This window comes from Streptomyces sparsogenes (genome assembly GCF_001704635.1).
GTDB classification, from domain to species: Bacteria; Actinomycetota; Actinomycetes; order Streptomycetales; family Streptomycetaceae; genus Streptomyces; species Streptomyces sparsogenes.
The window spans coordinates 273,224-296,212 of the sequence record NZ_MAXF01000038.1 but is presented as its reverse complement, the minus strand read 5'-3'; the positions used below and the strand labels follow the sequence as shown (position 1 = coordinate 296,212).

22 protein-coding genes and 1 pseudogene are annotated in these 22,989 nt (G+C 70.8%); 9 read left to right on the top strand and 14 right to left on the bottom strand.

All coding sequences use genetic code 11. The features are described 5' to 3' along the window. Nucleotides 1-92: 92 nt before the first annotated feature. Nucleotides 93-215 (top strand): hypothetical protein, encoded by a 123-nt coding sequence (locus tag BBH68_RS43990; RefSeq protein ID WP_281182471.1) that lies wholly within the window; start codon nucleotides 93-95, stop codon nucleotides 213-215. Nucleotides 216-235: 20 nt separating this feature from the next. On the opposite strand, the gene BBH68_RS09375 is transcribed toward BBH68_RS43990, so the two are convergent. Beyond that, nucleotides 236-1,201 carry an NAD(P)-dependent alcohol dehydrogenase gene (locus BBH68_RS09375; RefSeq protein ID WP_065960564.1) on the bottom strand — a complete coding sequence of 322 codons (966 nt, stop codon included), beginning with the start codon at nucleotides 1,199-1,201 and terminating at the stop codon, nucleotides 236-238. A 100-nt stretch (nucleotides 1,202-1,301) separates the two neighbouring features. Between BBH68_RS09375 and BBH68_RS09370 the strand changes: the two genes are divergently transcribed. Beyond that, nucleotides 1,302-1,982: a TetR/AcrR family transcriptional regulator gene (locus tag BBH68_RS09370; RefSeq protein ID WP_065960639.1), complete on the top strand. Its 681-nt coding sequence runs from the start codon at nucleotides 1,302-1,304 to the stop codon at nucleotides 1,980-1,982. 149 nt (nucleotides 1,983-2,131) lie between these two features. On the opposite strand, the gene BBH68_RS09365 is transcribed toward BBH68_RS09370, so the two are convergent. Continuing rightward, a complete protein-coding gene (locus tag BBH68_RS09365; protein ID WP_065960563.1) occupies nucleotides 2,132-3,061 on the bottom strand; it encodes a LysR family transcriptional regulator in 930 nt (309 codons plus the stop codon). A gap of 89 nt (nucleotides 3,062-3,150) precedes the next feature. Here BBH68_RS09365 and BBH68_RS09360 point away from each other — a divergent pair, with 89 nt between their 5' ends. Beyond that, nucleotides 3,151-3,702, top strand: coding sequence for a DapH/DapD/GlmU-related protein (locus BBH68_RS09360; RefSeq protein ID WP_425428792.1), 552 nt, complete (start codon nucleotides 3,151-3,153; stop codon nucleotides 3,700-3,702). A gap of 65 nt (nucleotides 3,703-3,767) precedes the next feature. Here the strand turns inward: BBH68_RS09360 and BBH68_RS09355 are convergent, their stop codons facing one another. The 6 genes and pseudogenes from BBH68_RS09355 to BBH68_RS09335 form a co-directional block, all read right to left on the bottom strand. Continuing rightward, nucleotides 3,768-5,333: an oxidoreductase gene (locus tag BBH68_RS09355; protein ID WP_065960561.1), complete on the bottom strand. Its 1,566-nt coding sequence runs from the start codon at nucleotides 5,331-5,333 to the stop codon at nucleotides 3,768-3,770. An 82-nt stretch (nucleotides 5,334-5,415) separates the two neighbouring features. After that, nucleotides 5,416-5,643, bottom strand: a pseudogene (locus BBH68_RS09350) (alkene reductase); the annotation flags it as partial. Between the two features lie 152 nt (nucleotides 5,644-5,795). Next, entirely contained in the window at nucleotides 5,796-6,113 is a 318-nt protein-coding gene (locus BBH68_RS09345) for a winged helix-turn-helix domain-containing protein (RefSeq protein WP_065960632.1), read from the bottom strand. Beyond that, on the bottom strand, nucleotides 6,110-6,574 hold the full coding sequence (locus BBH68_RS09340; protein ID WP_065960559.1) for a hypothetical protein: 465 nt from the start codon (nucleotides 6,572-6,574) through the stop codon (nucleotides 6,110-6,112). Before BBH68_RS09340 ends, BBH68_RS09345 begins: the two co-directional genes overlap by 4 nt. 116 nt (nucleotides 6,575-6,690) lie before the next feature. Next, a complete protein-coding gene (locus tag BBH68_RS39085) occupies nucleotides 6,691-6,942 on the bottom strand; it encodes a hypothetical protein (RefSeq protein ID WP_076972209.1) in 252 nt (83 codons plus the stop codon). Next, nucleotides 6,939-7,283 carry a hypothetical protein gene (locus BBH68_RS09335; RefSeq protein ID WP_065960558.1) on the bottom strand — a complete coding sequence of 115 codons (345 nt, stop codon included), beginning with the start codon at nucleotides 7,281-7,283 and terminating at the stop codon, nucleotides 6,939-6,941. Before BBH68_RS09335 ends, BBH68_RS39085 begins: the two co-directional genes overlap by 4 nt. A gap of 535 nt (nucleotides 7,284-7,818) precedes the next feature. On the opposite strand from BBH68_RS09335, the gene BBH68_RS09330 reads away from it, so the two are divergent. Continuing rightward, complete coding sequence (locus BBH68_RS09330; protein ID WP_065960557.1) at nucleotides 7,819-9,159, top strand: NsdA family TPR-like regulatory protein; 1,341 nt, start codon at nucleotides 7,819-7,821, stop codon at nucleotides 9,157-9,159. A 225-nt stretch (nucleotides 9,160-9,384) separates the two neighbouring features. Here BBH68_RS09330 and BBH68_RS09325 read toward each other — a convergent pair whose 3' ends face one another. From BBH68_RS09325 to BBH68_RS09305, 5 genes are all read right to left on the bottom strand, one after another. Further along, nucleotides 9,385-9,792, bottom strand: a complete 408-nt coding sequence (locus BBH68_RS09325) for a peptidase inhibitor family I36 protein (RefSeq protein WP_065960556.1) — start codon at nucleotides 9,790-9,792, stop codon at nucleotides 9,385-9,387. A gap of 126 nt (nucleotides 9,793-9,918) precedes the next feature. After that, nucleotides 9,919-10,470 carry a YciI family protein gene (locus tag BBH68_RS09320; RefSeq protein ID WP_065960555.1) on the bottom strand — a complete coding sequence of 184 codons (552 nt, stop codon included), beginning with the start codon at nucleotides 10,468-10,470 and terminating at the stop codon, nucleotides 9,919-9,921. Between the two features lie 240 nt (nucleotides 10,471-10,710). Continuing rightward, nucleotides 10,711-12,090, bottom strand: coding sequence for an acyltransferase family protein (locus BBH68_RS09315; protein WP_245737968.1), 1,380 nt, complete (start codon nucleotides 12,088-12,090; stop codon nucleotides 10,711-10,713). Between the two features lie 172 nt (nucleotides 12,091-12,262). Further along, entirely contained in the window at nucleotides 12,263-13,669 is a 1,407-nt protein-coding gene (locus tag BBH68_RS09310) for a polysialyltransferase family glycosyltransferase (protein ID WP_065960554.1), read from the bottom strand. Then, complete coding sequence (locus tag BBH68_RS09305; protein ID WP_065960553.1) at nucleotides 13,669-14,643, bottom strand: glycosyltransferase family 2 protein; 975 nt, start codon at nucleotides 14,641-14,643, stop codon at nucleotides 13,669-13,671. The genes BBH68_RS09310 and BBH68_RS09305 overlap by 1 nt, the downstream gene beginning before the upstream one ends. A gap of 187 nt (nucleotides 14,644-14,830) precedes the next feature. Here BBH68_RS09305 and BBH68_RS09300 point away from each other — a divergent pair, with 187 nt between their 5' ends. The 4 genes from BBH68_RS09300 (at nucleotide 14,831) to BBH68_RS09285 (ending at nucleotide 19,842) form a co-directional block, all read left to right on the top strand. Next, nucleotides 14,831-16,192, top strand: a complete 1,362-nt coding sequence (locus tag BBH68_RS09300) for a DUF6716 putative glycosyltransferase (RefSeq protein WP_065960551.1) — start codon at nucleotides 14,831-14,833, stop codon at nucleotides 16,190-16,192. A gap of 83 nt (nucleotides 16,193-16,275) precedes the next feature. Then, a complete protein-coding gene (locus tag BBH68_RS09295) occupies nucleotides 16,276-17,526 on the top strand; it encodes an acylneuraminate cytidylyltransferase (protein ID WP_065960550.1) in 1,251 nt (416 codons plus the stop codon). Then, nucleotides 17,527-18,474, top strand: a complete 948-nt coding sequence (locus BBH68_RS09290; protein ID WP_065960549.1) for an N-acetylneuraminate synthase family protein — start codon at nucleotides 17,527-17,529, stop codon at nucleotides 18,472-18,474. Between the two features lie 108 nt (nucleotides 18,475-18,582). Further along, complete coding sequence (locus tag BBH68_RS09285) at nucleotides 18,583-19,842, top strand: hypothetical protein (RefSeq protein WP_065960628.1); 1,260 nt, start codon at nucleotides 18,583-18,585, stop codon at nucleotides 19,840-19,842. Nucleotides 19,843-20,963: 1,121 nt separating this feature from the next. Here the strand turns inward: BBH68_RS09285 and BBH68_RS09275 are convergent. Then, nucleotides 20,964-21,896 carry a TIGR03564 family F420-dependent LLM class oxidoreductase gene (locus tag BBH68_RS09275; protein ID WP_174588998.1) on the bottom strand — a complete coding sequence of 311 codons (933 nt, stop codon included), beginning with the start codon at nucleotides 21,894-21,896 and terminating at the stop codon, nucleotides 20,964-20,966. 161 nt (nucleotides 21,897-22,057) lie between these two features. On the opposite strand from BBH68_RS09275, the gene BBH68_RS09270 reads away from it, so the two are divergent. Then, nucleotides 22,058-22,624: a TetR/AcrR family transcriptional regulator gene (locus BBH68_RS09270; RefSeq protein ID WP_065960547.1), complete on the top strand. Its 567-nt coding sequence runs from the start codon at nucleotides 22,058-22,060 to the stop codon at nucleotides 22,622-22,624. Nucleotides 22,625-22,989: the final 365 nt, after the last annotated feature.

Below are 22,989 nucleotides of genomic sequence, written 5' to 3'. Positions count from 1 at the left end.
CCACCGGCGACCGCCGCCGCACCGACCGTGCCCTGGACCGCTTCTGCGAACTCCTGCGGCACTGAGCGAAGACAAACGGAGACCGGGCCGATGTGCGCGGACCGGTTGTGCTCGGCCCGCAGAAAGAGGCACCGCGCCTCCCCACGCGATACGACAAGCCGGCGGTCCGCTACGAGGCGACCGTCCTCATCGCTGCCATCAGCGAGTGGCTGTGATCAGCACCTCTACAGACGTCCTACGCGACCCTGACCACGTACTTGCCCTGGACGCCGCCCGCCTCCAGCGCCCGGTGTGCCGCTGCTGTCTCCTCCAGGGGGAAGATCGTGTCCACCGCAGGGCTCAGCTTGCCCTCGACCACATGGCGGGCGAGGTCGTCGAAGTCCGCTCGCGTGGGGTTGCCGCTGAAGAAACGCACCCGGCCGGGTCCGTGGACCGTGCTGGCCGCGAGGTAGCCGAGGGACGCCGCAGGCCGTTTCAGGTCGAAGGCGATGGTGACCATGCGCCCGCCCGGATTCAGTAGGCGCCGGAAGGCCCGCAGGTCGGTCCCCGCGGTGTCCAGGACCACGTCGAAGCGGCCCAGTTCCGCCGGCCGCACGGTCCGGTGGTCGACGGCCTTGTGCGCGCCGAGCCCGCGGACGAAGTCGAGGTTGGCTGCACGGGCCAGGGCCGTGATCTCGGCGCCGTACGCCCGTCCGAGCTGGACGGCGGCGTTGCCGACACCGCCCGACGCGCCCCGGACGAGGAGTCGTTCGCCGGGGCGCAGCCCGGCCTTGTCCCGCAGCGCGGTGATGGCCGTGGTGGCCACCGGCAGCGCGGCAGCGTCCACCAGGTCAAGGCCGTCGGGGAGCCGGCCGACCCGCTCAGCGGGTACGGTCACGTACTCGGCGGCGCTGCCGAACCCGGAGGTGCGGCCCAAGACCCCCCATACCCGGTCGCCGGCCGCGAACCGTGTGACTCCGGCCCCCAGTGCGGCGACCTCGCCGGTGAAGTCCGAGCCGACGCGCTTGGGGAATTTCCGGCCGCTCAGGAGGCGGAGACGGCCGGCGCGTACTGCCAGTTCGCCACCGTTGACGCTGAACGCGCGCACCTTCACAAGGACCTCGCCGGGGGCCGGCTCGGGGCGTGGCACGTGGCCCGTGTAGAGCACATCGGGGCCGCCATAGCGGTCGTAGAGCACTGCCTTCATCATGCGGTCGTTCATCGTTCTGCCTTTGTCGCCGCGGCCGTACAGGGATCTGGCATCGACCGTAAGCTCTTAAGTGGACGCGATCGTCCGCTTGGACCGGAAGCGAGAGACAGTGATGGCGGAATCCTCTCGGATCACAGCCCGGGACGGGGTGCGCGCGGACGCCCGGCGCAACCGGGAGCGCGTCCTCGTCGCCGCCCGTGCGGTCTTCGCGGAGCAGGGGATCGACGCCCCGATGGCGACCGTGGCCCGACGGGCCGGGGTCGGCGTGGCGACGCTGTATCGGCATTTCCCGACCCGGGACGCCCTGGTGAGAGGCGCGTTCGCGCAGCAGATGGAGACCTGCGCGCGGGCGCTCACCGAGGCTCTGGCCGCCCCTGACCCGTGGCAGGGCTTCCAGCACCTGGTCGAGACGGTCTGCGCTCTGCAACGGGAGGAACGCGGGTTCCCGGCCGCGTTCGTCGCGGCCTTCCCGGAAACGGCGTCGGAACACGCGCGGTCCCGGCAACGAGCCGAGCGGGACTTCACGACTCTGGTACGCAGGGCCCAGGCGTCGGGGGCGCTGCGGGCCGATTTTCACCCTTCCGACCTCGCCGTGGTCCTGTTGGCACACTGCGGTCTGGTGACCGCCCTACCGGATGATGGTGCAGCGTCCCGGCGCCTGGTGGCCTATCTGCTCCAGTCGTTCCGTACCGACACGGCCAACAAACCGCTGCCCCCACCGGCTGCACTGACTCTGCGCAGCCTCCTGATGGCAACTGACGGTCCTCAGGGGCAGCGGCCCCCGAGAGGCTGACAAGAAACGGCACCTGCCGCAGAGCACATCCAACCCGGTAACTCCACGTTCGCAACGGGCCCGGCATCGACGGCCGAACACCAGCCAGCCGCGTCACCAACCTGGCCGGTCAGCACACCTAGGCCGTGTCTGCTCATTCGGCTGTCTGGTCAGCGGTCTACCCAGCCCGGTGCCCACACGTCGTGCGGGGCTCGCGGGCCTGCGGTGCGCAGATGCTCGCGTAGCGCGGTCAGCACGGGGTGCTGGTCTCCGCTGCGGAACAGCAGCACGTGCGGGTAGACCGGGGTCGGGTCATGCAACGGGATACGTCGTAGGTCGTGGGTCTGTGTCCACAGGTACCGATCCCCGCTGCCGACCAGGGTGGCCAGCGAGGCCGAGTCGGCCAGCGCGTCCATCAGGGCTTCGTCACCGAAGTTGGGGCCGAGCGCGTCGATGCTCAGGCCGAAGGCCTCGGACAGCGCCTGATAGAACGCCGCCCACTCCGTGCCCGGCCTGATCCCGGGGATCCAGATGCGGTGGCCGGCCAGGTCCGCAGGACTGACCCAGGGCGCATCAGCCAGCGGGTGGCCGGGACCGACCAGGAGCTCCAGGGGTGCGTCCAGGAGTCGTTCGGCGCTGATCCCGGCCGGGACCTGATCTGCCGGCAGGGCACGGAAGGACGCGTCGACGGTCCCTTCGAGCACCGCCTGGGCGGCCTGGGCGGCGTTCTCCGTGCTCAGCGTGACCGCGTCGAGGTCCATCTCGGGGTGGGAGCGGTAGAACCGGTAGACGGCCTGGGCCGGGGAGATGCGCCGATTGAGGACATCGACGCGCAAGGGACGGCTTCCGGGGCGTACGGCCTGCTCAGCCTGCGCGATGGCCGCCAGGACCTGCTTGGCGTGAGGCAGGAAGACCTGCCCGTCCAGGCTCAGCCGAGAGCCTCGGGAGGTCCGCACCAGCAGCGTGACCTCGATGTGCCGCTCCAGGGCCGCGATCCGCTTGGAGACCGCCTGCTGGCTGACCCCCAACTCGTCGGCCGCAGCCTGGAACTGGCCGGTCTCGGCGACGGCCACGAACGTCCGCAGCGTCTCAACATCCACGCTTCCACCTTAATTTCACAACCTGCGGTTGTGTCTGGTCTCGTCAGGGTTGTTTGATCGGCTGTTCAACGCGGTGGTGAGATCAGCGCATGTCGACCCGTACACAGCAGATCATGTATGTCCATACGCCTGAGTTCACGCGTCACGCGGAGCGGATCGTGGAAGTGACCGATGCGACGTCTCGACTGAACGTGCTTCCGTTCAGCGACAGCGAAGGCCGCGCGGAACTACTTTCTGTTGTGTTCGGTGGCCCGCTGCCGGAATCGGTGACGATCTACCCGCCGTTTTTCACCGAGAACGGGCTGAACACCACGTTCGGGGAGAACGTCTTCGTCAACCAGGGATGCACCTTCATGGACAAGGGAGGCATCCGTATCGGGAACGGCGTCATGATCGCCCCCAAGGTCAGCCTCATCACCGGAGGACATCCACTGCCCCTGGCCGAGCGCCGCGAGTACCTCTCCTTCGCCCCGATCGTCATCGAGGACGACGTCTGGATCGGGACGGCTGCCGTGATCACGCAGGGGGTGACCATCGGTGCCGGTGCGGTGGTCGCTGCCGGTGCGGTGGTCACTCGCGATGTCCCCGCCGGCACAGTGGTCGCGGGAGTGCCCGCCCGGGTGATCAAGAGAATCGACTGAGCCCGGCCGGGCTGCCGGCGCGGGTACGCAACACCTCGACGGTCTGATCCTGATGCCTCGTCAGGTTAGTTCTTCTGCAGGGTGCGGGTGACACCCGCGATGACGGCGGTCGTCAGCACCCAGCCGAAGGCGATCAGCAGGTAGGCCAGCCACTGGAGGCTGTCGTTCGACCAGTACCAGGTCGTGCGCTGACCCAGACCCCCGATGGGGATCAAGAGGTCGAGTGTGTAGACCAGGGGCTGGAACGGCGCGCCTTCGCCTTGCTTGACCGGGTTGGGGGAGCCAGTGCCGAAGGACACCGTGCCCAGCAGGATCAGCGCGAGGAGCCAGACGCCGGCCAGCCAGGGACGGTAGCCGTAGCCGACGATCACGTCGAGGAGATGGCCCCATGCGCGGGCTGCCGGGGACAGCCCGCGGCGCCGGTGGCGTTGCTTGGCGAGGAGGACGCGGCGGGCGTCGTCGTCGTGCCCGGCCTTGCGGTACCAGGCCGCCAACTGCTCGTACGGTTGCGGGTTGTAGCCCGGGCTGCTGCGTATCCATGCCACGCGTCGGGCCACGGACTCCCGGTCGCCCACGGCCTCGTGGCGCTCGTCGTTCGCGTCCGCCGTCTTGATGGAGCCGTAGACGAAGCCGTCCAGCTCCACCCTGTCCGGCCAGCTGTGCTCGTTCTCGTGGAGGTACGACACCTGCGCGCCCCGCAGGTCGAGGGTGCCGGACGGGGGTCGGGCGAGGGTGAGATCGAGGTCGACGGCTTGCAGGTGCATGGCGATCAGGGCCGGGGCGTTTCCGTCGTCGGTGGGCGGGCCGTTCAGGACGGCTCCGTCGAAGGTCACGTTGTCCCTGACCTGGGTGCCGCGCAGCCGTACCGTGCCGTTTGCAGTGAATCCCTCGGAGAACTTGAGCGACGAGGCCACGGCGTTGTCGAGGGTGAGGGCTACGCCGCGAGGGCCGGGCCCTTCCAGGCGGGCGCCCTGCATGGCCAGGGTGCCCGGCAACCGCGCCCCCATCAGCCGGACTTCCCCGTATGCGACGAACCCGTTTCGGCAGAAGACGCCCCCTTCCATGGCCAGGCCACCGGCCGACAGGGCCCACCCGTCGCGTGCGATCAACTCGGCCCCGTTGAGGAGCAGTCCGCCGCTCACCCGGGCGTCGGTCAGCGACAGGGCGGTGCTCACGCGGTTGAAGGGTGTGGGGGCGCCGCCCTCCACCACGGCGCGCCGTAGGGAGAAGTTGCCTTCGATGCGGGCCGAATCGGCCTCGATGCCGGGTATCCGGCTGTCGGTGAAGACAAGGGTCTGCGTCGACGCGCCGAGGAGATTTACCGCCTCCTCGAACCAGCACGCCTCCAGCCAGAGGGCATGGGCGATCTGCGCGCCGGCCAGGTCCAGGCGTCCGGAGATCCGTGCCCCTGTGAGCCTCAGACGCGCCACCGCGCCCGGTTGCCCGGTGTTCGCGCCCAGCAACAGCGCGGCGATCACCGCCGCCCGCACCGTCCGCTCGGGTCCCCACCCTCCGCCGTCGGCGACCCGGTCCTCCTCCGGCGTACCCCTACGCAGGTCCACCGTTCGCCCCTCCGGGAACGCGTCCCACAGGTCACGCTCAGGCGAAGTCAACTCATCGTAGGAAAGCACTCATGCAGAGTAGTGATCTCCTTCGTGCTCGCGTGGCCCCACCACAGGCGAATCGGAGGGACACCCATTCTGTGAGGAGTTCCTAGTCCGACAGGGCCGGGTAGTCGGTGTAGCCCGTGCTGTCGCCGCCGTAGAGGGTGGCCGGATCGGCGGCGTTGAAGGGCCCGGCGGCCGCGAGGCGACGGGGCAGGTCGGGGTTGGCGAGGAAGAGCCGGCCGTAGGAGACCAGGTCCGCGGTGCCATCCTCGATCAGGGCGAGTTCCCCATGGCCGGTCGGGCGCTCACCGGTGTCCGGGTTGAGGATGAACGTCCCGGCGAGGCGCTGCGCCCCGAAGTCGCCCGGATGTGGCGGGAACTGGAACAACGCACCCTCGCCGGCCTCCCCGAAGCGGACCGCGCCCACCTGACGCGGCTCCTGGCGGCCCTCGAGAGGAACCTCACCTCCGGGTGACGCCGGGAAGTTCACGCCGGAGGCCCTTCGGATGGCGCCGCGGCGTCTGCCACGACTGCTTGCAGGGCCGCGATGTGGCCGTTGAAGGCATCCCGGCCGGCGCTGGTGAGCCGGGCGCGTACCTTTCGGCGGCCGCCGCTGAGGCGGCGTTCCGTGGTGACGTACCCGGCTTCCTCGAGCGTCGTGAGCTGTTTGGACAGCGCCGAGTCGGACAACTGGAGCCGGTCCTTGAGGAAGGCGAACTCCGCCCAGTCGGCCGCGGCCAGGGTCGCGACCAGCGAGAGGCGGGTGATGGGATGGATCAGCTCGTCGAATCGCGCCTGTGTCATGCCCGCGCCCACCGACGCAGCACGCGAAGGATCTCCGGACCGCCGAACCCGACGACGGCCGCGACCAGCACCGCCGCCCAGATGCCGGCATGGCCGGCGCCGTCGGCGTGGAGCGCCAGCGCCGCGAGAACGGTGACCCCGACGAGCCCGAGCAGCATGCCGATCACGACCAGGGGGACGCGGCGCCCGGCGACCGCCGCGCTCACCCGCAGCCCATCAGTGCGTCGGCGCCCGTCGAGCAGGCGCGACGCGAGCACCGAGTGGCCCACACCGAAACCCGCGGTCGCGATCCCGGCCGACCAGGGCGGCAGCACGGTGCCCAGCACGCCCATCAGCAGCCAGCCGGCCGCCATCGCCCACCAGTAGCCGCGCGGCAGGCCGACTTCCCCGGCCACCAGCAGTCGCGCGCGGTCGGCCGCCTCAAGGGCGGCGCGGGCCTGCTCCGGAGCGATGTTGTCCATGACGGGACCTCACTTTCCTGTCGGGAAAGTAACGGTCCACTTTCCTGTCAGGAAAGTCAAGGGAGGTGGCGGGATCGGAATGGCGGGCCTCCCGCGCTCCGGCCCGTGCGGCCCCGTCAGTACCGCTGTCGGCCGCCCGGGTAGTGGACCGGCCGTCGGCACTCAGGAGCGGGGGTGGGCGGGGGGTGCTCACCGAGCGCGTAGCACAGCGCCGCATGCAACTGCTCCGCCTCGGCGGGGGTCAGGACCAGGTGTGCGATGGCTTGATGCCGCCCGCCGCTGCTGATGTGCAGTGGTAGTACCAGTTCCCCATCCGCCATGCGGCGCAGCCCCCGCCCCGGCACGGGCCCGATCTGCCAGTCGCTCATGCCGAACCACCGCCGCACTCAGGCGCGGAGCCGGGGCCGCCATCGCCGTCGTTTTCCTGCACGGCGAGGCGCCCGCCCCTGCTCTCAGCGACCCGCAATACGTCACGGAGCGCCTCGCACAGCCGCTCCGCCAGGAATCGCAGTTCCCTCACGTCGGCCTTACGGTCCTCAAGCAGGACACGGGCATGACGGAGGAGTTCCCGCCCCATCGCGACCTGTAGGGCCTCGATCTCGTCCGCACGTCGGTTCAGAAGGCTCTGGCCATCGTCCGACGCCAGATAACACGGCTTGCCGTCCGGGCCCGACCACGGCAGCAGCCGCAGACCGGTCATTGGGCCCATCCGGACACCTCCACACCGTGGATGACCCGGGGTCCGACATCGATGCCATGGACCGCGAGCCACAACGCCCGCCGCCGTCGCGCCCGCAACCGCTGTTCCTCCCGCTCGTGGGCCACGAAGTACGGGCGCACCATGGGAGGCGCCCCGGCGTCGGGCGAGGGGGCAGCCGGACGGGTCGTGGAGCCTGAGGCTCTCAAGACCGGCCGGGAGACGGCCCTACGCGGTGCGGGAGGTACCGCCCCGGCCCGGTGACGGCCGGACGGCCGTAAGGCAAGAAGTGCACTCATCCACTCCAGTACACGGCGAGTAAGGTCATGCATGTCGTCAACCTCCACCTGGTTGATGGCCACGCCCCCGGGCCGTTCGGAGCGGCTGCGGGGGTCTCTCATGTGCGGCACGCGGCCTACGCCGGTGGCCGCGTGTATCGGACCGGCTCCTCGCTCTAGGCAACTGCGCCACTACTCGGAGCGGTACCGTTGCGAGAGCAGAGGTTTTCAAAAGCTTCAAATGCTCTTGAACGAGGGGGCGTGGCGGCATGGGGCAGGAGTCCAACCCGAACCTCAAACACTTGCATGGGCTGACGGGGTGGACCTTGGGGCGCTTCGCCCGGGAGGTCAACAGGGTTGGCACCGAGGGCGGCATGCCCAAGGCGTACAGTGCGCAGACTGTGCACCAGTGGCTAAAGGGCCACATCCCGAAAGCGGAGGCCCGGTCGCTGATCCTGGAGGCCCTTTCCCGGAAGCTGGGTCGTCCGATCACTCATAGTGAGGCGGGATTTCCGGCACCTGCATCCGACTCGGCGAACCCGAGCACTGTTGAGGGATTGATCGACCTTGGCATGCAGGATATGGACCCATCGCGCCGTAGCGTGATAGGTGCCAGCCTCTTTTCCGTCGCACTTACGGTGCCGGGGTGGCCGGACGTGGTGGGCAGAATGGAAGCTGTTCAGACCGGACAGGCTCGGCGTGCCGGGATGCCCGAGGTCGAGATGATCAAGGCTATGGCAGAGCGGCTGTCGGAGCTGGACGACGAATTCGGTGGCCGGCACGCCAGACCGATGGCTGCCGCCTTTCTGGTGAACACCGTCGCGCCCTACTTGCGGGCCCCAGCCTCAGAGGCTGTGCGGAAGAACATGATGGGTGCTGCTTCTTTCCTCTGCTATCTAATCGGGTGGATGGCGGTAGACGAAGGACTTCACAGGCTGGCTCAAAATTACTATGTGAAGGGTCTGGAACTGGCGGGGGCCAGCGGTGACCATTTCACGTACTGCCACATCTTGCGTGGCATGTCAGTGCAGGCTGCGGACTTGGGCAACGGATCTCCCGCAGTGCGTCTAGCGGATGCTGCCGCTGCCGCCGCGCCCAGTGCGGCGCCTCGAATGCGTGCCTTCCTGGCAGGGCAGCAGGCTCATGCTCATGCGGTGCGAGGTGATAGGAGAGAGGCCCATCAACTCCTCCGGGAAACCGATTCCGCAATGGAGAAGGCGGAGAGTCAGGCGCGCACTTTCGGTGGATATTCGCCCGCTACTCTGGCTTATCATGAAGCCCAGGTCAGAAACGCGCTCGGCGACATCCCCGGAAGTATCGACTCCCTTCAGCGGCATTTTCGCCTCCGGAGCAGCGACAATGAGAGCGGGCGCAGCGGAATCCGGTTTACTGCCATGTTGGCCGAAAGACAGTTGAAGGTCGGGCACCTGGATGCGGCGTGCGTCAATTGGGGTAAGGTTCTCGATGGTTACCCCACGATAAAGTCAGGCCGGGTAGATCGGCATGTGGTGACCATGTTCCACTCGCTGCGGCCCTACCTCAAGAATCCGGCAGCGCGAGAACTGTGCGAACGTGCCCGGCTCGTTGCGCCTGACTTGCTGGTCGAGTAAAGATCACCAGCGGAACTGGCTCGCCCACTCGGGCATGACGGCCTGGCAACCGCTGGTGCGGGTCGCGGAGATACGGGCCGGGCAGCGGGGGCTGGTGCACGCGGCGGGCGGTGGCATCGGGCAACGCGGGGTGCTGCTCGACGCCAGGGGCACCGGCCCGGACCGGGATCCGATCCGGGCCAGGGCATGGGAGCGGGGGCTGCGGTACGTGGAGGGCCGCCGCGATCAGCCGTCTTCGCCGGGCGGGGTGCCGCAGCTCGTGCCGCCGGGGCCGTCGAATCCCACCGAGCTGATGAAGTCCCGGTAGGCGGGGTAGAAGTTGCCCTTGCCGGTCGGGCCGGTGGAGGTGACGACGGTGCAGCCGGTGTAGTTCGCGTCGGACCAGAGGTAGATGGTGGAAGGGGTCCGGTTCCAGTCCGACTTGGCCCGGTCGTCCATGCCGAGCGCCGCCAGGTCCGGCGTGCTGCCCTTCAGCTTGATCATGTCGCCGGTGCCGTCGAGGCCCGAGAACATGCAGTAGTAGCCATCAGGACATCGGTCGTACCCCTCGGCCGCATGGGCCGTGGAGACCGGCAGGGCGGTGGCGGCGGCGACCGCCACCGGCACGAGCAGGGCCCGTAAGGTGTTCTTCATCTGTTCCTTCTTCTTGCTCCGAATCGCCGGCGCGAAACGAACCGGCCATGATCGAGCACGCGGCTCTCGACCGTCCATTCCCCTCCCGCGGCGCGATCCAACAGCGCGATGGTCACGACTTGGTCATCAACGCCGCCCGCCGAACCGCCAGTTGTGCACCTCGATGGCGGCGTACCGGTCCGCTGTCAGGAGGGCGCGCGCCGTGTCCGGGGCCGGCGCGCGGACCAGGGCCGCGGTGCCGAGCCAGGTGGTGCCGTCGTCGGACAGCAGCGGGCCGTAGGCGATCAGCTCGTCCCGGTCGGGCGGCGGGGCGAGATCGGCGGGGGCCCGCCCCGCGCCGAGACCGAGCACCAGATACCGATTCCCGCCGGTCGCGCCGCCGGGGAAGTCCCACATGGTGCGCCCCAGCGTGTTGCGCCACCGGCGCAGCAGTACGTCCCGGTAGGCGCCGGCCTGGTAGCCCGGCTCGTCGAAGGCGAACGCGCGGGCGGCGGCCGGGTCGGGCAGGTCGGCGATGTGCAGGCTGCCGGTGAGGGTCTCGCCGTCGTCGGCGAAGGTCGGGCCGCGGGCGATCATCTCCTTCGCGTACCCGTCCATGTAGGACCAGTGCTCCTCGAGCAACTCGTGTCGTAGCGCCAGGGATCCGGGCCGGTCGCGGTGGTAGCAGAGGAATTCCATGCCCGGATGATCTCGCGCGGGAGATGACCGCGTCGGCCGGATGCGCGGTGACGTGACGCGCGGGCCGGGGTCGTACGGCCGGGGTCGTACGGCCGGGGTCGTACGGGCGGGGTCGTACGGGCGGGGTCGCGCGGGCCGGGGTCGCGCGGGCCGGAGTCGTACGGGCCGGAGTCGTACGCCGGGACGCCGAGGCCGGGAACGCCCGGGCCCGGGACGCCGGGCCCGGGGACGCCTCGCGGGTCAGCGCACCCGGACCGCCGTCAGCGACTTCTTGATGACGGGCGTGAGCCGTTGCTCCACGAAGCGGTAGAGCAGCCAGGCGAGCCCCAGCATCAGCAGGATCGTGAGGGCCAGGGTGGCGTACGAGGGGAGCCCAAGCTCGCGGTGGAGCACTCCCACGACCACCCAGCCGAGGTGCTCATGGACCAGGTAGAAGGGGTAGGTGAGCGCGCCCGCCAGCGTCAGCCAGCGCCAGTTGGCCCACTGGAACTTCCCCAGGGCGATCAGGGCGACGGCCAGATAGCCGAAGGCCACGACGGCCACGATGCCGATCGCCGGGCGGTAGGAGAAGAAGGAAGGATTCGGCGCGTGCCACAGCCGGGCCACCGCGTAGTGCTGGCCGATGAGGAAGCTGATGCCGACGATGCCCCAGGCGAGTGCGTCGTGGCCGTAGCGGTGGATCAGGTAGAGGCCGATGCCGCCGATGAAGTACGGGGCGTACTCGGGCATCAGCACCAGGTCGAGCAGCGGCTGGTTCGCGGCCTCCGCGAGGGCCGCGCCGAGGGTCCACACGGCGCAGAAGAGCACGACGCGCTGACGGTTGGCGCCCGGGAGGACGACGAAGAGCGCGAAGAGGGCGTAGAAGCGCAGCTCGGCCCACAGCGTCCAGCACACGCCCAGGACCCGGTCCGCGCCGAGGGGCTGCTGGAGCATGGTGAGGTTGACCAGGGTGTCGCTGGGCGAGACCGACTTGTACGCGACCCAGGGCAGCGCGAAGACGGCGGTGATGATGAGGATCGCGGCCCAGTAGGCGGGGTAGAGCCGGGAGACGCGGGAGGCGAAGAAGGAGCGCAGCGGGCGCCCCCAGCCGCTCATGCAGATCACGAAGCCGCTGATGACGAAGAAGATCTGGACGCCGAGGCAGCCGTACGCGAAGTAGCTGGAGGCGGTGGGGAACTGCTCGCGGGGCGAGGTGCCCCAGGCCTGGCTGATCTCCCCGTCCCGGCCGCCGTAGTGGTACGCGGCGACCATGAGCGCGGCGAGCAGCCGCAGCCCGTCCAGCGCGCGGAGGCGTACGGGCCCGCGCCGGGCGGGGCGCGAGCCCTCGGCGGCGGGGGCCGAGGCGGTGACGGAGGCGGACGGGGACGCGGGGGTCTGGGGGAGGGCGGGGGGCAGGGGGACAGCGACGGTGGGGGGCGCGGGGGGTGCGGGGGACGCGGAGGAGGCTGGGGGCGCGGAGGGTATCGGGCCCGCGTCGCCCACCATGTCACCCACCGCGTCGGCCGGGCCGCCGCCGGGGTGCCCGCTCGGGCCGCTGCCGGGGCCGGTCGCCGGGCCGGTGGGCGGGGTGGCGGACGGGGCGGCGGACGGGGTGGCCGGCGCGCCGGCGGTCGCGGTCATGCGCCCACCCCGTTCCGCGTCTCCCCGTTCCGTATCGCCCCGTCGCCCTCCCGGGGTATTCGCCGCGGTGGGCGTATTCGGCCCAGCTCTCTGCCCGTGGTCATCGCGCCGTTCCCGTTCCTTCGCACTCGTCGCTCGCTCAAAAGCCGTCCGATGTGTCCCCGCCCCCGGCTCACCCCGTGGCGGCCCGCTTCAGCGCCGACCGCTTGAGCGCGCGCGCCCGCCGGGCGACGCGGCGTACGGTCTCGTTGCGCGGGATGAACGCGAGCTGGGACGGGACCGCGCCGGGCAGGGCCAGCGCGGTCAGGCGGCGCCGCTTGAAGTAGCGCCAGGTGTTCGCGTCCAGATGTGAGGTCAGATAGCGCTCTGCGGCGGGGCGCAGCGACGGGTAGATCTTGGCCTGCATGGCGAAGCCGACGGCCGTGACCAGCCCGGTCAGCCGCTGCCCCGTGCGCTCGTCCGTGGGCGGGGTCCAGGCGGCGACGGCCTGGTGGTCCTCCAGGTCGGGCAGCAGCGCGTCGACGATGGTGACCGGCATGCGGTTGCTGTTCTGGTAAGGGGTGAGCCGCTCCAGCAGCACCTCGGTGCCGATCCGGGCCACCGGCAGCCCGTAGAAGACGCTCGCGGTGAGCAGCGCGGTGGAGAAGCAGCCGATGACCAGGGCCGGGGACATCCGCTGGTACAGCACCTCGGCGAGGACGGGCGTGTCCATGATGGTCAGCTCGGCGCCCAGCTCCGCGGCCTTCTTCTCCAGCATCCGCGACCAGCGGGCCGGCGCGGTGGGGTGCGGCTTGAACACGACGCTGCGGTGGCCGAGGGCCACGGCGCCGCGCAACATCCGCACGTGCAGCTCTTCCTCCTCCTGCGGGGTGAGGATGTCGAGCGCGGAGAGGTACTGGCCGAGCATCAGGGCCGGGCCCACGCCGGTGGCGATCCGCTCGCTGGCGGAGGCGACGGTGCGCGGGGCGGCGTCGGCGATCTCGGCGAGCACCTTGGTGAAGACGTCCGTCGGGACGATCTCCGCCTCCACACCGAACTCGGTGAGCAGCAGCGGCCGCAGGCCGGGGACGAGGTCGAGGTGGAGGAGGCGGCGGACGCGGGTGCCGATCAGCGGGTCGAGCTTGTTGCGGGTGGGGCCGTAGCTCATCAGCCCGTCGGCGTAGACGTCGATGGGCGCGCCCTGGAAGACGTTGGCGATCGCCATGGCCGGGTTGACCTGGATGGACTCCAGGACGATCTCGATGTCGTCGTCGCCCAGGTTCCACAGCAGCCGCAGATGGCGCTCCCACAGCGGGGCGTCGTCGACGCGCGGGGACCAGCCGCCGGGGTGGAAGGGGCTGATCGTCTCGTTCCAGGACAGCACGCGGTCGAAGCGGCCGCGCAGCCGCTCGAAGCCGGGCATCTCGTCGAGGGAGGGCGTGGTCTCGGGCGTGGCGGCGTTGTTGCTGACCAGCAGCAGGCGGCGGTCGGCCGGGCCGATGCGGTCCGCGTCGAGGGCGGCGGCGATCGTGGCGACGCCGTAGAGCGTGGAGGCAAGGAAGATCTGCGTCCGCTTACGGGGGCTGGAGAAGGCGGACATCAGGCCGCCACCTCCGTCCCCGCGCGGCGCTTGAGCCGGCGCAGCCGGGCCGCGCGCTCGTGGTCCATCGAGTCCAGCGCTTCTTTCAGTACGTCCTGTGGCATGCGCTTCAGCGCGGCCGCGGACATGGAACGCAGTTTCCTGGCCACGGTCGGCTCGAACCTTTCGATGTTGCCGAGATGATGGGAAATGATCGCGCAATAGGTGCGGACGGCCTTCGGGAGAAGCGTGTCCGCGTCCCGGTCCCGGGCCGTTTCCTCGATTACCTGATCGAATGCGCGAATGAAGTCGAGTTGCCGTACGTCGCCGATCTGGGTCAGCGAGGAGGCGACGCCGCGCCGGTAGAAGACGCCGAGCAGGCCGACTACCGCGAAGGAGCCGGCCTCCCGGTGCAGCTTCCAGATCCACGGCCGGTCCTCGGCGGTGCGCAGCCCGTGGGTGAAGTGCAGCAGGCCCTGGTCGAGCAGGCGGCGGTGGTAGATGCCCGCCCACGCGAAGGCGTAGTCCACGGAGGTGGAGCGGTCGGCGGGGAGGATGGCGTCGCGCGGGTTCATCACGACGCCCCGGCGGCCGTGCGGCACGCGGTGGATGGAGCGCGCCCGCCCGGTGCACTGGACGTGGTCGGTGCGGACGAAGTCGCAGTCCAACTCCTCGATCGAGGCGAGCAGTTGCTCGTAGTAGCCAGGCGCGAGCCAGTCGTCGCCGTCGAGGAAGGTGAGGTACTCGCCCCGGGCCGCGTCCAGGCCCGTGTTGCGCGCGGTGGCGAGCCCGCCGTTCTGCTCGTGCCGTACGTAGACGGCCCCCGGAAGGTCGCGCTCGGCGCGCTCCAGGATCTCCGGCGTCCCGTCGGTGGCGCAGTCGTCGACGAGAATGAATTCGAAGTCGTCGCGCGCGTTCGCGCGCAGACTTCGCAGCGTATCGGGGGCATAGGTCTGCACGTTGTAGAACGGCACGATGACGGAGAGCTTAACCACTCGCGTGACGGTAGGTCGCCGTCTGGCATTCGTCTTGACGAGGGGTGTACGTAAAGGTGAACGAAGAACGTCAGGACGGTTAACCAGCCGCGCTGAGCAGCCGATTCTCCAATCGGCGATGTGCTGTTAACCCTTTGTTGCTCCTGTGTTGGGCCGCGAATCGAAATCGCTTCCTAGCGTCAGCGACGTGCCCTCACCTACCAATTCTCCGCTGCGAGTCGCCGTGCTGGCGGACTCCGACACCCGGTGGAAATGGGGCGCGCTCACCGCGCACCGCCTCGTACCGGAGGACCTGGACTCCGCCTCCCCCCGCCGCATGGACGGCTTCCTGCTGCGCGGCCGGGCGACGCCCACGGTCCGCCAGCTGGCCGAGGTCGGGGTGCGCGCGGACTCGCTGCGCGAGGTGACGGGCGTCGAGTTCGTCTCGGCGGTGGACCGGGAGCGGTACGACGTGATCGTGCTCTCCCTGGTCGGCGGCGCCGTCCAGGCCATGCTGCACGGCCTCGCCCGCGCCTGGGAGGGCGCCGCGCGCCGCCCGGTCGTGGTCACCGGCTATGTCGGCGTGGTCTACGAGAAGCTCGCCGACGGCCTGCTGCTGCGGCACGGCGCGGACGTGGTGCTCGCCAACTCCCGCCATGACGCCGAGCGGTTCCGCGACGTCTACACCGGTGTCGGCGCCTCGGCGGACAGCGTCGTGGAGTGCGCGCTGCCGTTCCTCGGCGGCGCCCCGTACGACGAGAAGGCGCGCGAGCGGCGCGCCCACCCCGGCGGCACCGTGGTCTTCGCCGTCCAGCCGTCCGTCCCGGACAACCGGGCCGACCGGATGTACCTGCTGCGCCGCGCCGTGCAGCACGCCCGGGCACACCCGGACCGCGAGGTGCTGGTCAAGCTGCGCAGCAAGCCCGGGGAGCACACCACCCACATCGAGGAGCTGCCGTACCAGAAGCTGGTCGGCAGGCTCGGCGACGACGTGCCGAAGAACTTCCGCCTCGCCTACGGGAACATGGGCGAGGTCCTGGACACCACGGACCTGCTGGTCACGGTCAGCTCCACGGCCGCCCTGGAGTCCCTGCACCGCGGCATCCCGACCGCCGTGCTCACCGATCTCGGGGTGCGCGAGGTGCTGGGCAACCACCACTTCCTCGGCTCCGGCTGCCTCGCCTCCTGGGACCAGCTCGACGCGGGCCATCTGCCCGAGCCGGACCCCGAGTGGGTGAGCCGCCAGGGCGTGGCGGCCGACGGCGCGTACGAGAAGGCGTTCGACGCGGCGCGGCAGCGGGTCGCCGAGCTGGCCGCGGCGGACGAACTGCCGCCGCTGGCCCCCTACTACACGCGGACCACCGCGCCCGGCTATCTGCCCGCGCGGCTCGCCCGGTACGGCTTCGAGCCGGACGGCCGGCCCCGGCCGGGCGCGTCGGCCGGGGAGGCGGCGCAGGTCAGCGGGTTGCGGCGGGTCGTGCGCAACACCATGCGGGAGGCTGCGCGCGGCGCCTACCGGCACGGCGTCCAGCGGGTGGCGCCGGTGATCCGCCGGATGGGCGAGCTGTGAGTGGCGCACTGCCGGCGGCCGCCCGCCCCGCACCCCAGAACCCCCAAGGCGCAGAAGCCGCAGAAGGCACTGAAGGAGCCGCCATGTCCCCCTCCGACCGGCGCGTGGTCGCCGTGATCCCCGCCCGTGGCGGCTCGAAGGGCGTGCCCGCCAAGAACCTCGCCGCCGTGGGGGGCGTGCCGCTGGTCGCGCGCGCCGTCCGGGAGTGCCTGGCCAGCCGCCGGGTGACGGACGTGGTGGTCTCCACGGACGACCCGGGCATCGCCGCCGTGGCCCGCGGCGCGGGCGCGGAGGTCGTGCAGCGGCCGCCCGCCATCGCGGGGGACACCGCGACCAGCGAGGCCGCCGTGCTGCACGCGCTCGACGCGTACGAGGCGACGCACGGGATCACCGCGGAGGTCGTGCTGCTGGTGCAGTGCACCAGCCCGTTCATCGCCCGCGAGGACGTGGACGGCGTCGCCGGGGCGGTGCTGGACGACGGCGCGGACACCGCGCTGACCGTCGCCCCGTTCCACGGCTTCGTCTGGCGGGACGCCGAAGTCGGGATGGACGAGGGCACGGCCGACGTCGCCGACACGGCCGGCGCGACGGGAGAGGCGGCCGGCGGCGGGTACGGCGTCAACCACGACAAGTCGTACCGGCCGCGCCGCCAGGACCGCCCGCAGGACCTGCTGGAGACCGGCGCCGCGTACGCCATGCGGGTGGACGGGTTCCGCGCCGAGCGGCACCGCTTCTTCGGCCGCACCGCGCTGATACGCACCGACGCCGCCCGCGTCCTGGAGATCGACGACCCGCACGACCTGGCGCGCGCCCGCGCCCTCGCGCCGCTCCTCGACGCCCCGCGCCCCGGCGCACTCCCCACCCGCGACGACATCGACGCGGTGGTACTCGACTTCGACGGCACCCAGACCGACGACAGGGTGCTGATCGACTCCGAAGGACGCGAACTCGTCGCCGTGCACCGCGGCGACGGGCTCGGGATCGCCGCCCTGCGCCGCGCTGAGCTGGCGCTGCTGATCCTGTCCACGGAGCAGAACCCGGTCGTCGCCGCACGCGCCCGCAAGCTGCGGGTCCCCGTGCTGCACGGCATCGACCGGAAAGACCTCGCGCTGAAGCAGTGGTGCGAGGAGCAGGGCATCGCGCCTGAGCGCGTGCTCTATGTCGGCAACGACGTCAACGACCTCCCGTGCTTCGGCCTCGTCGGCTGGCCCGTGGCGGTCGCCGGTGCGCACGACGTCGTGCGCGGCGCCGCACGCGCGGTCACCTCCACGCCCGGAGGGGACGGTGCGATCCGCGAGATCGCCTCGTGGATTCTCGGAAAGGAACTGTCTTAAGTGAGCTCCAACAATCGCCTCCGTACGCTCGGCGACAAGATCGTCGGCCCCGGCCACCCGGTCTACGTCACAGGTGAGATCGGCATCAACCACAACGGCGACCTGGAGAACGCGTTCAAGCTGATCGACGTTGCCGCCGACGCCGGCTGTGACGCGGTCAAGTTCCAGAAGCGCACCCCGGAGATCTGCACCCCGCGTGACCAGTGGGACATCGAGCGGGACACCCCCTGGGGCCGGATGACCTACATCGACTACCGGCACCGCGTCGAGTTCGGCGAGGACGAGTACCGCGCGATCGACGAGCACTGCGAGAAGCGCGGCATCGCCTGGTTCGCCTCCCCCTGGGACACCGAGGCCGTCGCCTTCCTGGAGAAGTTCGACGTGCCCGCGCACAAGGTGGCCTCCGCCTCGCTGACCGACGACGAGCTGCTGCGCGCCCTGCGCGCGACCGGCCGCACGATCATCCTGTCGACCGGCATGTCCACCCCCAAGCAGATCCGCCATGCGGTGGAGGTGCTGGGCAGCGAGAACATCCTGCTCTGCCACGCCACCTCGACGTACCCGGCCAAGGCCGAGGAGCTGAACCTGCGCGTGATCAACACGCTCCAGGCGGAGTACCCGAACGTGCCGATCGGCTACTCGGGCCACGAGACCGGTCTCCAGACCACCCTCGCCGCCGTCGCGCTCGGCGCGACCTTCATCGAGCGCCACATCACCCTGGACCGCGCCATGTGGGGCTCCGACCAGGCCGCCTCGGTCGAGCCGCAGGGCCTTCAGCGCCTGGTCCGCGACATCCGCACCATCGAGGAGTCGCTGGGCGACGGCGTCAAGAAGGTCTACGAGAGCGAGCTGGGGCCGATGAAGAAGCTGCGCCGCGTCGCGGGCGTCGTCGCCGAGGGCGAGGCCGGCGCGGACCAGAGCGCCGAGCGCGAACCGGTCGGGGTCTGAGGGGCCAAGGAGCCGTCTGCCGTGAACTCACCGGCCGGTCAGCCCGGCCCATGCCCGGAAGCGGCGGGTCCCCGTGACTCCTCAGTGGCCGCCCGCCGCTTCCGGGCCCTGTCCCGGGACGGCGCGAAGCGTCCCGAGGGGCCCGCGGGCCCCGAAGCCGGGGCCACCCTCGCCTTCGTCGAGAGCCCGGTCCAGCTGCTGAACGTCCTGGAGTGGGCGTATGCGGACGGGGGAGGCGATCCGAGCCCTGAACAGGCCGCCGGCGTGGCGCCCGGGGGCCGCCCGTCGCCGAGCACGCCGGAAGGGCTCGGGGCACCCGGAGGACTCGGGGCGCCAGGAGGGCTCGGGGCGCCGGAAGGGCCCGGGGCACCCGGAGGGCTCGGGGCCGCCGGGCTCGGGGCCGCCGGGCTGACGGTCGTGGTGCTCTCGCCGCACGACCCGATGACGCGCGGTCAGCTGCGCCGCATGGCGGAGCTGGCGCGGGACGAGGGCATCACCGTGCGGTGGGAGGACGCGCGCGGCGGGGCGGGCGCGCCGCTGAAGACGATCGGGGGGCTGCGCGGCCCGCTGCGCCGCGCCGGGCGGATCGTCATCGGCGACCCGTTCTCGCGCTATGTGCAGCTGCTGCTGACGCTGACCCGCGCCCAGGACCTGGTCGTCGTCGACGACGGCACGGCCACCATGGAGTTCGTCTCCCAACTGGCCAGCGGGGAGCCGCTGGTGCGCTGGCACCGGCGCGGCACCGGCCGGGGGGCGCGCGAGATGGTCTTCGCACCGGTGTCCGCCACCGCGCGCCGCCGGCTCACCCCGGGCGGCGACCGGCGGGTCGAGGTGTTCAGCTCGATGCCCGTCGAGCCCCCCGCCGGGGTGACCGTCACGGCCAACTCCTTCGCCTGGACCCGGGCCCGCTTCGGCCCGCCCCGCCTCACCCGCGGCACCGACCTGGTCGGCACCTCCCTGGTGGAGACCGGGGTGGTCGACCTGGAGCGCTACCTGGAGGCGGTCGCGGCCCTGGCCCGTACGCACGGGGCGACCCGCTACTTCGCGCACCGCCGCGAGAGCGCCGAGAAGCTCCACCGGGTCGCGGCCGGGATCGGCCTCGAGGTCGTACGACCGGAGCTGCCGCTGGAGCTGATAGCCCGCCGCGGCCCCATCGGCCACACGATCGTGAGCTTCCCGTCGACCGTGGTGCACACGCTTCCGCTCGCGCTCGCGGGCACCGGGGTCAAGGTCGCCGTCTGCGATGTGGACCCCGCCTGGCTGAGGAGCGACGCCTCGCCGCGCGCCCAGGGCTTCCTGTCCGGGGTCACGGGCACGGCCCGGGACGCCCACCGGCTGCGCTCGGCGCCCGCGGCGACCAGGATTTAGCGAGGGAGTACCAGGCTTCAGCCCGGTGGAGCCCGGTCGCCTGCTCGGGAGCGGCGTCCGATACTGGGCTCGCGATATATGACTGATTTCCTTGAGGCGGCGACGGCGACGGAGACCCGTGAAGAAGCCGAGAAGCTGGCGGGGTCGGTAGTGACAGCTCGCTCGGCTTGCGGCTGTGCCGATCGTCGCGGGTTCGGACGCCTGCCTGCGATGGGTGGAGCGGACCACTGATCCGGCCTCTGCAGGATGACCCCCTCGGGTCCTTGCCTTCTCCAGGACTTCGGCCACGGTCGGAAGCTCGCGGTGGGCGCTGAGCTGTTGGAGGATCGGGGTGAGGCGCTGGCGTGGGCGGACGGATGCCACTCCGGCGGAGAGTTCCAGAGCACGGCCAGTGATGGCCGTAGCCTGTTCGATCTCTCCAGGGGCAAGGTAGGAGTCAGCGAGCCACGAGAAGTAGAGGCTCGTGTCCTGTGCGTGAGCGTCGTCGTCTGGAGTGAGCACGTCTTCCAGAACCGGGACGGCGCGCAGCGGTCGGCGTAGCTCGGTCCAGCATCGGCCGGTCATGATCTGGAGTTCGTTGGCCTTGGTCGCCCTTCACACGACCAGCGGCACCGACCTGCCCGACCTCACCCTCTCCGACGTTCTGCTCACCCGCCGTCAACTTCTGATCCGTCGCCCTCACGGCCGCCACATCGTCCACCTCGACGACATCACAGCTGCCCTGCTGCACACCTGGCTCCGCTACCGCCACCGGCGTTGGCCACGCACCGCCAACCCTCACCTCCTCGTCACCCAGCAGACCGCCAGTGGCGGGTCGGCCATAAACTCGTCCGTCGAGAGCGTCTTGTCGCCCACCAAGGCGCAGGCTCCCGCGACCCAGCAGTCAGAAATCTGCGAACCCGCCTACTTCTGCGGGCGGGATCGGCATCCTCGGGGCCGTTCCCGATCTGGCCGGGCATCGTGTCGGCGATGTTCGGGCAGACCGCCGCTCGCCCGGCCCCGCCGGAGCTTGGTCGGTGGTCCTGCCTTTCCGCGGGGGCGGTGGACCGGGCGGTCGAGAACCACACAGCGATCACCGCGGGGGAAGCTGGAGGGGGCGGTGCGGCCGGTTCGGTCCCGAGTCACAGACGCCGGGCGATAGCCCAGGTCCGAGCGCGGTCTTGCACGTCGAAGAGGTCGGTGTGGGTGATCATGACTTCGGTGGCCCCGGCGTCGAAGTAGCGGCGCAGACCGGCAGTGACAGTGTCCTCGTCGCCGGCGATCAGCAGGTCCGCCGCGCTCGACAGCCCCTCGGCCGTGATGACCTTCTGGTAGGACGGGATGCTGTCGTAGAAGCCGAGGGCGGCCGAGACGCGGTCGCGGGCGGCTGCGGCGTCGTCGGTGACCACCGCGGGCACCCCGGCCACGATCTGCGGGGCCGGCCGCCCGGCCGCGGCGGTGGCTTCGGTGATGGCCGGCACGATCTGTTCGGCGAGGGTACGAGGCCCGGCGAGGAACGGAATCGTTCCCTCGGCCAGCTCGCCCGCGGCCGCGAGGGCCCGCGGCCCCATCGCAGCCACCAGGACCGGGACCGCCGGGGAAGCCCCGGCCACGGCCGTCGAGCCGACTGGACGCGACGCCAGCGTCTCCCCCACGAAGGCGGCGTCGTCGCCGTCCAGCAGCGGGCGCAGCGCGGTGAGGTACTCGCGCAGGTGCTGGATCTGCGGCGGATACGGCAGGCCGAACTGCGGCTCGAGAACAGTTCGCGCGCCGAGGCCGACGCCGAGCCGGAAGCGCCCCGCGGCAGCCGCCTGCGCCGTCTTCGCCGCAGCCGCGAGCAGCAGCGGATGGCGAGGATACATCGGCACGACCGAGGTACCTACGAAGACCCTGGGTTCCGCCCGGCCCACCAGCCCGGCGAGCTGGGGCGCGTCGTAATCCGCCGCCTGCCCGAACCACACGGTGCGCACCCCGGCGTCGGCCACCTCGTGCGCGAACTCCACAGCCCGGTCCACAAGGTTGGTCATGCCAGGTTCCTGCGCGAACGTGCCTCCCAGAAACACTCCGACCCTCATTCCGGCAGTGTCCATCACGAGCTCCTTCGTGATCCGCTTCACATGACTCACGTCGTCGTCACCGCTGCGGCCTCCGTCGTCCCGCAGCACCACGGTGATGACAGGTTCTGCAATCACCGTACAGTTTGATTGCAGTTTCTGTAGTCACTACTCTGCGTGTCATGGGACGATGGCCGGGCGGCACGCAGGAACGACTGCAGGAAGCCGCGATCGAGTTGTTCACCGAGCGCGGCTACGAACGCACGACCGTCGCCGAGATCGCGACGCGAGCCGGCCTGACCGAGCGCACCTTCTACAACCACTTCGCCGACAAACGCGAGGTGCTCTTCCCCGGGCAGGACTCGTTCATCGCCAAGGTCCGCGAAGCGGTGGGCGCGGCACCCGCCGAGCAGTCCCCGCTCGACGCGGTCAACGCGGCATTCATCGCCGGCAGTGACTGGTTCGACCAGCGCCGGGAGGCAGCACAGCGCCGCAGGCACATTCTCGACGCACATACCGATCTACGAGAACGCGAATGGGCGAAATTGGCGGCCCTTGGTGAGGCGATCACCGCCGCACTGCGCACACGGGGCATCCCCGACCCGGCGGCCACGCTGACCGCCGCGGTCTCCGTCACCGCATACCAGCTCGCCGCAGCCCGGTGGCTGGCCGATCCGCAGTACGGCACGCTCGGGCATCACCTACACACGAGCTTCGAGGATCTGCACCGCACCGCACGCAGCTGGTAACGCCACATCGATACCGGCTGTGGCCGTCGGAGACCTCAACCGCCGGGCAGCCAGTGCCGGACGCTTCATTCCGCGGGGTGTTGTCGGCCAGGGGGTGCGGAGAGGTCGCCGGTGGTCAGGACGCGGTCGGCGACGGCGATGGGCTCAGATGGTCGAGCCCGGCGAGAACGTCATCGGTGCCGTCGCGCGCGAGGCACTCGAAGAGGTCGCCGTCCGCATCGCCCCCCGCCCTCCGGCCCGTACACGTCATGCACCACCACAACCCCGAAGGCCGGCCCCGGGTCGGCTGCTGGTTCTTCGCCACCGCGGAGTGGGAGGGCGAACCCGTCAACGCCGAGCCCCATAAGTGCGCGGGTATCTCGTGG